11 protein-coding genes are annotated in these 12567 nt (G+C 60.7%); 10 read left to right on the top strand and 1 reads right to left on the bottom strand.

The features are described 5' to 3' along the window. Positions 1–172 precede the first annotated feature (172 nt). The 9 genes from kdpB (at position 173) to QD357_RS10670 (ending at position 10863) form a co-directional block, all read left to right on the top strand. Positions 173–2263, top strand: a complete 2091-nt coding sequence (kdpB, locus tag QD357_RS10630) for a potassium-transporting ATPase subunit KdpB (RefSeq protein ID WP_183938104.1) — start codon at positions 173–175, stop codon at positions 2261–2263. A gap of 12 nt (positions 2264–2275) precedes the next feature. Further along, a complete protein-coding gene (locus tag QD357_RS10635; protein WP_414124272.1) occupies positions 2276–2881 on the top strand; it encodes a K(+)-transporting ATPase subunit C in 606 nt (201 codons plus the stop codon). Between the two features lie 59 nt (positions 2882–2940). Then, positions 2941–5652 (top strand): DUF4118 domain-containing protein, encoded by a 2712-nt coding sequence (locus QD357_RS10640; protein ID WP_414124273.1) that lies wholly within the window; start codon positions 2941–2943, stop codon positions 5650–5652. Further along, complete coding sequence (locus QD357_RS10645; RefSeq protein ID WP_183938107.1) at positions 5649–6341, top strand: response regulator transcription factor; 693 nt, start codon at positions 5649–5651, stop codon at positions 6339–6341. The genes QD357_RS10640 and QD357_RS10645 overlap by 4 nt, the downstream gene beginning before the upstream one ends. Before the next feature lie 96 nt (positions 6342–6437). Next, positions 6438–6893: a PTS sugar transporter subunit IIA gene (locus tag QD357_RS10650; RefSeq protein ID WP_183938108.1), complete on the top strand. Its 456-nt coding sequence runs from the start codon at positions 6438–6440 to the stop codon at positions 6891–6893. A 157-nt stretch (positions 6894–7050) separates the two neighbouring features. Next, a complete protein-coding gene (locus QD357_RS10655; RefSeq protein WP_183938109.1) occupies positions 7051–8079 on the top strand; it encodes a sulfate ABC transporter substrate-binding protein in 1029 nt (342 codons plus the stop codon). 6 nt (positions 8080–8085) lie between these two features. Beyond that, the gene (cysT, locus tag QD357_RS10660) at positions 8086–8943 is read left to right on the top strand and encodes a sulfate ABC transporter permease subunit CysT (protein WP_183938110.1); all 858 of its coding nucleotides are present in this window, start codon (positions 8086–8088) and stop codon (positions 8941–8943) included. Continuing rightward, positions 8933–9805 carry a sulfate ABC transporter permease subunit CysW gene (gene cysW / locus QD357_RS10665; RefSeq protein WP_414124274.1) on the top strand — a complete coding sequence of 291 codons (873 nt, stop codon included), beginning with the start codon at positions 8933–8935 and terminating at the stop codon, positions 9803–9805. Before cysT ends, cysW begins: the two co-directional genes overlap by 11 nt. 11 nt (positions 9806–9816) lie before the next feature. Then, entirely contained in the window at positions 9817–10863 is a 1047-nt protein-coding gene (locus QD357_RS10670) for a sulfate/molybdate ABC transporter ATP-binding protein (protein WP_183938112.1), read from the top strand. Between the two features lie 49 nt (positions 10864–10912). Here the strand turns inward: QD357_RS10670 and QD357_RS10675 are convergent, their stop codons facing one another. Continuing rightward, a complete protein-coding gene (locus QD357_RS10675) occupies positions 10913–11710 on the bottom strand; it encodes an NAD-dependent epimerase/dehydratase family protein (protein WP_183938113.1) in 798 nt (265 codons plus the stop codon). A 104-nt stretch (positions 11711–11814) separates the two neighbouring features. Here QD357_RS10675 and QD357_RS10680 point away from each other — a divergent pair, with 104 nt between their 5' ends. Continuing rightward, the gene (locus QD357_RS10680; RefSeq protein WP_183938114.1) at positions 11815–12564 is read left to right on the top strand and encodes a FadR/GntR family transcriptional regulator; all 750 of its coding nucleotides are present in this window, start codon (positions 11815–11817) and stop codon (positions 12562–12564) included. The last annotated feature ends 3 nt before the right edge of the window (positions 12565–12567 follow it).

Below are 12567 nucleotides of genomic sequence, written 5' to 3' on the forward strand. Positions count from 1 at the left end.
TCGATCCACGCCCCTTTGACCGGGGGGCGTGGCCCGGCCCGGATGGCCTGCGCTTCCGACGCCATCCTGGTTGCGATGGTCGCACTGATCCTCGGCCTTGTCGTCTTCAGATTTTTACTGGGTTGATCGGGCGATCCCGATCCGCCGTTCCCTCTTCACGCTGGAGTCTCTTATGAGCCAGTTAAAATCCGCGAGTATTTTGGATTCTCGCATCCTCGTCCCGGCCGTGGGCGCCGCTTTCAAGAAGCTGAACCCACGGACCCTTGCCAAGAACCCCGTCATGTTCGTGGTGGCCGTCGTATCGATGCTCACCACCGTCCTCTTCCTGCGCGATCTTTTGACCAGTGGCGGCAATCTCGGTTTCTCCCTCCAGATCAACATCTGGCTCTGGTTTACCGTGCTGTTTGCCAATTTCGCCGAAGCCGTCGCGGAAGGTCGCGGCAAGGCGCAGGCCGAGTCGCTGCGCAAATCGCGCACCGAAACCCAGGCCAAGCTTCTGACCGGCAACAGCCGGACCGATTACAAGATGGTGCCTGGCACCAGCCTGAAGGTCGGCGATGTCGTGCTGGTCGAAGCCGGCGACATCATCCCTTCCGATGGTGAAGTGATCGAGGGCGTCGCTTCGGTCAACGAAGCGGCAATCACCGGTGAATCGGCCCCGGTCATCCGCGAATCCGGCGGCGACCGCTCCGCCGTCACCGGCGGCACGCAGGTGCTGTCGGATGAAATCCGCGTCCGCATCACGGCGGCCGCCGGCTCGACCTTCATCGACCGCATGATCGCGCTTGTCGAAGGTGCGGAACGTCAGAAAACGCCGAACGAGATCGCCCTMAACATCCTGCTTGCCGGAATGACGCTGATCTTCGTGCTGGCCACGGTGACGATCCCGAGCTTTGCAGCCTATGCCGGCGGCTCGATCCCGACAGTGGTTCTCGTCGCACTGTTCGTAACGCTGATCCCGACCACGATCGGCGCGTTGCTCTCGGCGATCGGCATTGCCGGCATGGACCGTCTGGTGCGCTTCAACGTGCTCGCCATGTCCGGCCGCGCCGTCGAGGCCGCAGGCGACGTCGACACGCTGCTGCTCGATAAGACCGGCACGATTACACTCGGCAACCGCCAGGCTACCTCCTTCCGCCCGGTCAGGGGTGTCACGGAGCAGGATCTTGCCGATGCTGCGCAGCTCGCTTCGCTTGCCGACGAGACGCCAGAGGGACGCTCGATCGTCGTGCTTGCCAAGGAGAAATATGCGATCCGTGGCCGCGACATGACCAGCCTGAAGGCCACTTTCGTGCCCTTCACCGCGCAGACGCGCATGAGCGGCGTCGATCTTGAAGGCTCTTCCATCCGCAAGGGCGCGGTGGATGCAGTGCTGGCCTATGTCAACGGCAGCGCAGCTCCAGCCTCCGACGCGGGTGCGACCGTCATGTCGCGCACCAGCAGCGAGACGATCCGCGACCTGCAGACGATATCGGACGAAATCTCCAAGGCCGGCGGCACGCCGCTTGCGGTTGCCCGCGACGGCCGCCTGCTCGGCGTCATCCAGCTCAAGGACATCGTTAAGGGCGGCATCCGCGAGCGCTTTGCGGAACTGCGCCGCATGGGCATCCGCACCGTCATGATCACCGGCGACAATCCGCTGACGGCCGCCGCCATTGCCGCCGAAGCCGGCGTGGACGACTTCCTCGCCCAGGCAACGCCGGAAATGAAGCTGGCGCTGATGCGCGAGGAGCAGTCGAAGGGCAAGCTAGTCGCCATGTGCGGCGACGGCACCAATGATGCCCCAGCGCTTGCCCAGGCCGATGTCGGCGTCGCCATGAATACCGGCACGGTCGCCGCCCGCGAGGCCGGCAACATGGTCGACCTCGACAGCGACCCGACGAAGCTCATCGAAATCGTGGAGATCGGCAAGCAGTTGCTGATGACCCGCGGTGCGCTGACGACCTTCTCGATCGCCAACGACATCGCCAAATACTTCGCCATTATCCCTGCGATGTTCATCGCCTTCTACCCGCAACTGAAGATGCTGAACGTCATGGGGCTGGCGACGCCGCAAAGCGCCATTCTGTCGGCGATCATCTTCAATGCGCTGATCATCATCGCCTTGATCCCGCTGTCGCTGAAGGGCGTTCGCTATCGCCCGATCGGTGCGGGCGCCCTGCTCAGCCGCAACCTTTTGATCTACGGCCTCGGCGGCATCATCGTTCCTTTCATCGGCATCAAGGCCATCGACATGGCGGTTACCGCCATGGGCCTCGCCTAAGGAGTTCTTGTCATGCTCAAACAAATCAGACCGGCCATCGTCATGATCGTCGTCACCACCGCCGTCACCGGACTCCTTTATCCGATCGCCATGACTGGCGCTGCCCAGGCGCTCTTCCCTCATCAGGCAAATGGCAGCCTGGTGGAAAAGGACGGTAAGGTGATCGGCTCGACGCTCATCGGCCAGAATTTCACCTCCGACCGCTATTTCCACGGCCGCCCCTCGGCGACAACTGCCGCAGACCCGAATGATGCAACCAAAACGGTATCCGCACCCTATAATGCGGCCAATTCCGCGGGCTCCAATCTTGGTCCGACCAATTCGAGCCTGATCACCCGCATCAAGGGCGATGTCGCGACGTTGCAGGCGCAGAACCCGAATATGCCCGTTCCGATCGATATGGTCACCACATCGGGCAGTGGTCTTGACCCGGACATCTCGCCTGACGATGCCTACTTCCAGATCCCGCGCGTCGCCAAAGCGCGGGGCATGGATGAGGCCAAGGTCAAGTCGCTCGTCGACGCGGCCATCGAGCCGCGGGAGCTTGGAGTTCTTGGCGAGCCTGTGGTCAACATGCTGGCATTGAACCAAGCGCTTGATGCTTCTATGACTCAATAAGTTGAAGAGGTTGAGGCAGTTGCCTCCGTCTCAACCTCATCAGGAAAGACGACCTACGAATGGTAGACGACAGCCGCGATATGTTGAGCAGGCCTTCTCCCGATGCGCTTCTCGAAAAGGCGCGGGCCGAGACACGCGGACGGTTGAAGATTTTTCTAGGTGCCGCGCCAGGCGTCGGCAAGACCTATGAAATGTTGATGTCCGGCAGGGCGAAGATCGCAGACGGCGTCGATGTCGTGGTCGGCGTCGTGGAGACCCACGGTCGCCGCGAGACGCAAGCCTTGCTTGACGGGTTCGAGATCATTCCGCGCGTCAATGTCGATTACAAGGGGCGCGCGCTCGATGAGATGGACCTCGATGCCATCCTGAAGCGCCAACCTCGCCTTGTGCTGGTCGACGAACTCGCCCACACCAATGCGCACGGCAGCCGCCATCCAAAGCGCTATCTGGACGTCAAGGAGCTGCTGGATCGGGGCATCGACGTCTATACGACGCTGAATATCCAGCACGTCGAAAGCCTGAACGACGTGGTCTCGCAGATCACCCGCGTGCGTGTACGCGAAACCGTTCCGGATTCGATCATAGACATGGCCGACGATGTGGAAATCATCGATCTCACGCCCGACGATCTCATCAAGCGCCTGCATGACGGCAAGGTCTATGTGTCGAAAACGGCAGAGCGGGCGTTGACCAATTATTTCACCCCCGGCAATCTGACGGCACTGCGCGAACTGGCGTTGAGGCGTACGGCGCAGCGGGTCGACGACCAGCTTTTGACCCACATGCAGGCGCATGCGATCGCCGGCCCTTGGGCGGCCGGTGAGCGCGTGCTGGTCTCCATCGATCATCATCCGCGCTCCACATCGCTGGTGCGTTACGCCGCCCGCATGGCCTCGCGGCTGCGCGCGCCCTGGGCTGCCGTTTATGTTGAGACCAGCCGGTCGATCAGTCTGACGGAAGCGCAGCGCGACAGCATTGCCGCGACGCTCCGGCTTGCCGAACAACTCGGCGGCGAGGCGATCACCATTCCCGGCCGCGAAGTTGCCGAGGAACTGCTTCGCCATTCGGCCAGCAACAATGTCACCCACATCGTCATCGGCTCGCCGAAGATCGGCTCCTGGCGGGATTGGTCCAGGCGTTCGGTTTCCTACGAACTGATCCGCAAGGCCGGCGACATCAGCGTTCACGTCATTTCCGGCAGCGACACGGAAGGTTCGGCGGCAAGCCGCGGCGTTAGGGCAGCGCCCTCGCCTGCCCCGTTCCAGTGGCGCGGCTATGTCCTGGCGACGCTCTACGTCGCCGTCGCCCTTGGCTTCTGCGTCATTCTCGACCAGGTGCTTGACGTTCGCAATCTGGCGCTGGTGTTCCTGATGGCGGTGCTGGCTTCCGCCGTGACGCAAGGCTTGCGGCCGGCGCTTTATTCCTGCCTTCTCGGTGCGCTCTGTTTCAACTTCTTTTTCCTGACGCCGCGCTACACGCTGACAATCAGCGATCCGGAAAGCGTGCTTGCCTTCTTCTTCTTCCTCGGCGTCGCCATCGTCGCCAGCAATCTGACCGCAACCGTGCAACGGCAGGCCGCCGCCGCACGCCAGCKGGCGCGCACGACCGAAGATCTCTATCTTTTCTCGAAGAAGCTCGCCGGCACCGGCACGCTGGATGACGTGCTCTGGGCGACGGCCTTCCAGCTCGCATCAATGCTGAAGGTGCGCGTGGTCCTGCTGCTGCCGGAGGATGGCACGATTGCGGTGAAGGCAGGCTATCCGCCGGACGATACGCTCGACGATGCCGATATTGCCGCTGCACGCTGGGCCTGGGAACATAACCATGCCGCCGGCCGTGGCGCCGATACACTGCCGGGCGCCAAGCGCCTTTACGTGCCCTTGCGCACCGGCCGCACAGCCGTTGGTGTCATCGGCCTCGACAGCGACCGCCGCGACGGTCCGCTCTTGACGCCGGAACAGCAGCGACTTCTCGACGCGCTGGCCGATCAGGCAGCGCTTGCCATCGAGCGCGTGCAACTGGTCGCCGACGTCGACCGTGCCAAGTTAGCCGTCGAAGCCGACCGGCTGCGCTCCGCCTTGCTGACCTCGATCTCGCACGATCTCAAGACGCCGCTCGCCGCGATCCTCGGGGCCGCGGGCACCCTGCGCGACTACCTGGAATCCCTGCCGCATGAGGACCGCGTCGATCTTCTGTCGACCGTGGTCGATGAATCCGAGCGGCTGAACCGCTTCATCGCCAATCTGCTCGATATGACCAAGATCGAATCCGGCGCGATGGAGCCGAATTTCGCGTTGCATTATGCTGGGGATATTACCGGCAGCGCGCTTCGACGCGGGGCGAAGATACTCGCTCATCATCGTGTCGATGTGCAAATTCCAGCCGATCTGCCGATGGTGCGGGTCGACCCCGTGCTCTTCGAGCAGGTGCTGTTCAATCTGCTCGACAATGCTGCCAAATATGCGCCCGAGGAGTCCGCGATCCGCCTGGAGGCGTGGGCCGATGTCGACAACCTCATCTTCCGCGTCATGGATGAAGGCTCGGGCATTCCGCCCGCCGATCTCGAACGGGTCTTCGATATTTTCTATCGCGTCCGCAAGGGCGATCAGGTGCGGGCCGGCACCGGCCTCGGCCTTTCTATCTGCCGCGGCTTCATCGAGGCCATGGGTGGCACGATCACGGCAGGCAACCGGACGGACCGCCAAGGCGCGGTCTTCACCATTCGCCTGCCGAAACCAACGGATGTTCCCAAGCTGGATGAACTGAAATGAACACGACCGCCGTCAAGATACTCGTTGTCGATGACGAGCCGCCGATCCGCAAATTGCTGCGCGTCGGCCTGAGCGCCCAAGGCTATGCCGTCAACGAAGCCCAGAACGCTGCGGCGGCCCGGCTCTCCGTGGAGGAAGATCAGCCCGATCTGATCGTGCTCGACCTCGGCCTGCCCGACAAGCCAGGCCATGACCTGCTACAGGAATGGCGCGAGGACGGATTGCAGGTGCCGGTCGTCATTCTTTCGAGCCGCACCGACGAAGCGGGCATCGTCAAGGCGCTGGAAACCGGCGCCGACGACTATGTCACCAAGCCTTTCGGGATCAACGAGCTGGGGGCACGCATCCGCGTCGCGCTTCGCCACCGTCTGCAGCAGCAGGGTGAAAAAGCGATCTTCCAAACCGGCGGCCTGTCGATCGATCTCGTCAAGCGCATCGTCAAGGTCGACGGCAAGGACGTGAAACTTTCGCCGAAGGAATACGATATTCTGCGGGTGCTGGCGCAGCATGCCGGCAAGGTGCTGACGCATCAATTCTTATTGAAGCAGGTCTGGGGTCCGGCGGCAGATGTGCAATATCTGCGCGTCTATGTCCGTCAGCTCCGGCAGAAGGTCGAACAGATTCCGGATCAGCCGCAATACATCACCACGGAAACCGGCGTCGGCTATCGTTTGCGGGAGCCGGAATGAAGCCGTGACCCATGGTTTGCGCGATCGCCGGCCTATCGAGAACCCGGCGATGCGAAGCCATGCCGAAATCATCGATATCCGACCAAAAGAGCGACCATGGACCTTTCCCCCATCATCCTGCCTGAGCATGTCTTTGTCGGCCTTTCCGCGCCKACCAAGTGGCGGGCCTTGCAGATATTGTCTTCGAAAGCGGCTTATTGCCTCGGTCTGGATGAAGGCGCGGTTCTGCGGGCGCTGGAGGCGCGGGAAAAACTCGGAACGACCGGAATCGGCAATGGCATCGCGGTTCCGCATGCGGCAATCGTAGGGATGACAAGACCGCGCGGGCTGATGGTTCGTTTCGGCCATCCCGTCGATTTCGAAGCGATCGACGACGTTCCGACGGACATTGCCTTCGTCCTGCTCTTCGCGGAAAATGGTCGTAGCGAATATCTGAACGTGCTCTCCGCTATCGCCCGGCGGCTCAGAACGGAAGGCGTGTTGACCGCCATGCGCCAGGCAAAAAGTGCCGACGAACTCTATTCCGTTTTCATGTCTGAATCGATCTGCTGACACGCTACCGGAGTGTGGCGACCAAAGTACGAGAATGCGATTTCACTTTCCTTGATTCTATGGGATGATGTTCTATGTAATCGCCTCCAGCAGGAACAATCTTCGTTACTTTATACGACCAAGTTGATAGAGTTTAGGAACAACGAAGGAGGTCACCATGCAGACGATCAAGCTTTCGCGGCTTCTCGCCGCCGCAGTTCTCATCGGCAGTTTTTCGCTCGCTGCGGTAGCGCCGACATGGGCCGCGGATACGACGCTTCTCAACGTTTCTTACGATCCGACGCGCGAATTATACAAGGATTTCAACGAAGCCTTTGCCGCAAAGTGGAAGAAGGACACGGGTGAAAGCGTCAAGATCAAGGCTTCGCATGGGGGCTCCGGCGCCCAAGCCCGCTCGGTCATCGACGGCCTGGGCGCCGATGTGGTGACGCTGGCACTGGAAGGCGATATCGACGCCATCGCCAAGGCGACAAAGAAGATTCCCGCCGACTGGAAGACCAAATTCCCGAACAACAGCGTTCCCTACACCTCGACCATTGTCTTCCTGGTGCGCAAGGGCAACCCCAAGGGCATCAAGGACTGGTCGGACCTGATCAAGAGCGATGTCCAGGTGATCACCCCGAACCCGAAGACTTCAGGCGGCGCTCGCTGGAACTTCCTGGCAGCCTGGGCCTGGGCCAAGCAGGCAAATGGCGGTGACGACGCCAAGGCGCAGGAATACGTCACGCAGTTGCTGAAGCACGTACCGGTCCTTGATACCGGTGCTCGCGGCGCCACCACGACATTTGTTCAGCGTGGTCTCGGCGACGTTCTGCTTGCCTGGGAAAACGAAGCTTATCTTTCGCTCGAGGAACTCGGCCCCGATAAATTCGAGATCGTGACTCCGACGGTTTCAATCCGCGCCGATCCCCCGGTCGCGGTCGTCGATGGCAATGTCGACGCGAAGGGCACGCGCAAGGTTGCCGAAGCCTATCTGAACTACCTCTATTCCGACGAAGGTCAGAAGATCGCCGCCAAGCACTATTACCGGCCGATCAAGCCGGAAGCGGCCGACCCCAAGGATATTGCGCGCTTCCCAAGTTTGAAGCTGGCAACGATTGACGATTTCGGCGGATGGTCCCAAGCTCAGCCGAAGTTCTTCGATGATGGTGGCGTCTTCGACCAGATATACAAGCCGGGACAGTAATTCTGAATGCATATAATAACCCGCAAACGGTGGCGGTTTAGGCAGCCGAGTGTCATTCCGGGCTTCGGATTGGCGCTCGGCGTTACCTTGACTTGGCTCATCCTGATCGTTCTCATCCCGCTCTCGGGCTTGGTGTGGAAGAGCAGCTCTCTTGGCTGGTCGAAGTTTTGGGCTCTCGCGCTCGATGTCCGCACGCTTTACGCACTCCGCATGAGCTTTGGCGGCGCATTCATCGCCGCCATCGTGAATGCGGTGTTCGGCTTGATCCTCGCCTGGGTGCTGGTGCGCTACCGCTTTCCCGGCAAGCGCATCATCGACGCCATGGTCGACCTGCCCTTCGCCCTGCCGACGGCCGTCGCCGGCATCGCGCTGACGACGCTCTATGCGCCGAACGGCTGGATCGGGCAGTTCCTGGAGCCGCTCGGAATCAAGATCGCTTTCACGCCCGCCGGTATCATCATCGCGCTGATCTTCGTCGGTCTGCCCTTCGTCGTACGTACGGCGCAGCCAGTGATGGAAGAGATCGACCGTGAGGTGGAAGAAGCCGCGGCGACGCTTGGCGCAAATCGTTTCCAAACGATCACCCGCGTCCTGTTGCCCGGCCTAGCGCCGGCGGCCTTAACCGGCTTTGCTCTGGCTTTCGCACGCGCGGCCGGCGAATATGGCTCGGTGATCTTCATCGCCGGCAATAAGCCCTATGTCTCCGAAATCGCACCATTGCTCATCGTCATTCGGCTTGAGGAATATAATTATGCTGCCGCGACAGCGATCGCGACCATGATGCTGATCATCTCCTTCATCATGTTGCTGGTCATCAATCTCATTCAAGCCTGGAGCAGAAGGAGATACGGCTATGGCGCATGATGCCGCTTCCTCCTCCGACACGGTTCATTCCGTGATCACCGAGAGCAGGTTTGCGCGACTGATTTTCGTCGCCATCTCGCTCGTCTTCCTGGCATTGATGGTGCTGATGCCGTTGGCCGCCGTCTTCGTTGAAGCATTCCGCAAAGGTGTTGAAGAGTTTTTCAGCGCGTTGGTGGATGAGGAGACCTTCGCGGCGATCCGACTGACGTTGATCGTCGCCGGTATCAGCGTGCMGCTGAACCTCGTCTGCGGTGTCGCGGCTGCCTGGGCGATCGCCAAATTCGAGTTCAAGGGGAAGGCGTTCCTGACGACGTTGATCGATTTGCCATTCTCCGTGTCGCCGGTCATATCGGGCCTAGTCTTCGTGCTGTTGTTCAGCTCGAATAGCGTGCTCGGCCCTTGGCTGCAAAGCCACGGTGTCCAGATCCTCTTCGCGGTTCCGGGCCTTGTGCTGGCGACGATGTTCGTCACCTTCCCATTCGTTGCCCGTGAATTGGTTCCGCTGATGCAGGAACAGGGAAATGCGGACGAGGAAGCGGCGTTGTCGCTCGGCGCCAATGGCTGGCAGACCTTCTGGCACGTCACGTTACCGAACATCAAATGGGGCCTGCTTTACGGCGTTCTCCTCTGTAATGCCCGCGCCATGGGTGAGTTCGGCGCCGTGTCTGTCGTCTCCGGCCATATTCGCGGCGAGACCAACACCATGCCGTTGCAGGTCGAGATTCTCTACAACGAATATAATTTCTCGGGCGCATTCGCAGTTGCCACGCTTCTCGCTTTGCTCGCCTTGGTAACACTTGCACTGAAGACCCTGCTGGAAATGCGCTATAGCGAAGAGATCGCCGCCAGCCGGCGTCACTGAAGGAATTGTTGATGGAAGTTCGCGTTCAAAACCTGCGCAAGGAATTCGGCCGCTTTCCCGCGCTGCATAATGTCTCTCTGGATATCCGCTCCAGTGAACTTATTGCACTCCTCGGCCCCTCCGGCTCAGGCAAGACGACGCTGTTGCGCTTGATCGCCGGATTGGAGTCGCCGACTGACGGTCGGATTTTCTTCGGTGATGAAGATGCGTCGAAGAAGACGGTACAGCAGCGCAATATCGGCTTCGTATTTCAGCACTATGCGCTGTTCCGCCATATGACGGTGCTGGATAATATCGGCTTCGGACTGAAAGTACGGACGGCGTCGCGTCGCCCCCCCCGCGCCGAAATCCATCGCCGCGCCCTCGAGCTGCTGGAACTGGTACAGCTTAACGGCCTCGAAAAGCGCTATCCGGCACAGTTATCCGGCGGTCAGCGGCAGCGCGTGGCGCTTGCGCGCGCCATGGCGGTCGAGCCGAACGTGTTGCTCTTGGACGAACCTTTCGGAGCACTCGACGCGCAGGTCCGCAAAGATCTGCGCAAGTGGCTGCGCGAAATCCATGATCGCACCGGCCACACCACCGTTTTCGTCACCCACGATCAGGAAGAGGCGCTGGAGTTGGCCGACCGCGTCGTCGTGCTCAACAAGGGCGCGATCGAGCAGGTCGGGACACCGGATGAGATCTACGATACGCCGAACTCGCCCTTCGTCTACGGCTTCATCGGCCAGTCCAACCGCGTGCAGGTACGCATTTCCAATGGCGAAATTTGGTTCGATGACCGACCTCTCGGACTCAGCGCATCGCGCGAGCCTGATGGCATGGCGCACCTCCATTTCCGGCCCCACGATATCGAGCTTCGTGACGGCGATGGTGGCTGCATCGCCGGATTGTTGACTGCCAGCCGCCGCGTTGCCGGCACCCGTCATCTCGAATTGAACATCGGCGCCCAGCACGAGACCATCGAAATCGAGCTGCCGCCGGACAAAGCCGGCGCGCTTGATCGCAACCGCATCGCTTTCAGGCCGACGCGTTGGAGATTGTTTCGGAACGGCGACTGAGGCTTTGCGAAGGGATCGCCGTCCGCGCCATTGCTGACCTCTTCAGTCCTTAATCTTCCGGATGGCCGGCTGCTGCAAAGCCGCCTCCCTGATAGATGACGGCCGGATCATTCGGGTCGTCCGGCGCGGCGTTTGCCAGAACTTCGGCGCGCCAGGGCGAGGAACTATCCTGCGGCTTCCAGCCAAGGAAGGCGGCGTTGCGGTTGTCCCACCATTGTTCGTCGTTATCGGAGGCGCCATAAACGATCGTGTGTCCGAGCCGAGGAGTCTCGAAGGCCCGGCCGCAGAGCATCATCAGATCGCGGGCGCTGAACCATGTCGCCAGCATGCGCGGATTGCGCGGCTCAGGGAAGCAGGAGCCGATGCGCACCGACAAGGTTTCCTGCCCGAACTTATCGAAATAGAGGCTCGCCAAGGCTTCGCCATAGACCTTCGAAACACCATAGAGCGAATCCGGGCGGGTCGGTACGGTGTTGTCGATGCGCTCGTCACGGCGATAATAGCCGATCGTATGATTGGAACTGGCAAAGATGATGCGCGGCTTGCCGGCGGCGCGAGCGGCTTCATAGAGATTGTAGAGGCCGACGATATTGCCCTGCAGGATCAAGTCGAAGGGCTTTTCCACGGAGATGCCGCCAAGATGGATAATGCCGTCGACGCCTTTGACCAAGGCCTCGACGCCGCCGCGGTCAGCGAGATCGCAGGCAATGAAGCGCTCGTTCGGACGCAAATCGTCGATCGGCGCAATATCCGAGAGCACGACAACCTCGGCGATCTGCGAAAGAAGCGGCCTCAATGCCTGGCCGACGCCGCCGGCAGCACCGGTCATCAACAGAGTTTTCAGCATAGTTTTCTCCCATATCGGTATCATCGACGCGGAACTTATAATATGGGCTTTCGTTCGTCATCATATATCTGTAGTCTCGATACTGGAAACTTGGGGACGTTGGAATGCCGCGGAATGCAGCGATCAAGGCATGGGAGCGTAGCGAACGGCCAGCGGGCCGGCGCAATCTCGTTGATATTGTCGGTCAGCAATTGCGCCAGGAGATCCTTGGCGGGGTCTTGAAACCTGGCGAAAAATTGCCAAGCGAAAGCGGCCTCACGGACCGATACAAAGTCAGCCGAACCGTTATCCGCGAAGCGATTGCCTCGATGCGTGCCGACGGTATGGTCGAGGTGCACCACGGCGTCGGCGTCTTCGTCCGTCACGCAATGCCCTTCCCGATCGCAGGCGTGCGCGACACCGATTCAGGCCGGATTTCCTCCATCATCGAAATGCTGGAATTGCGCGCCGCCGTGGAGACAGAAGCCGCCGGCCTTGCCGCCGCCCGGCGTTCGCCGGCACAGGACGAGGCGATCATGGAGCGTTTCGAGGATATCGATCGCGCCATGGAGCGCGGCATCGCGACATCGGAAGCCGATTTCGAATTTCATCTCGCCATTGCCGACGCCACCAACAATCCGCGCTTTCGCGAGTTTCTGGAATTGACCGGCAAGAGGGCGATCCCCCGCTCCTTCCTGCAGGATCAACCGGACGAAATCGCATCCGCCGATTATCTGGCCCGGATCCAGGCAGAGCATCGGCGCATCGCGGAAGCCATATCGGATCGCGACGAACACGGCGCGCGCGAGGCCATGCGATTGCATTTGAAGGGCAGTCAGCAGCGGTATCGCAGCCTTATCCGAAAAGGATCTTGAATA

It is taken from the genome of Rhizobium sp. BR 317, assembly GCF_047445835.1.
Taxonomy (GTDB): Bacteria; Pseudomonadota; Alphaproteobacteria; order Rhizobiales; family Rhizobiaceae; genus Rhizobium; species Rhizobium paranaense.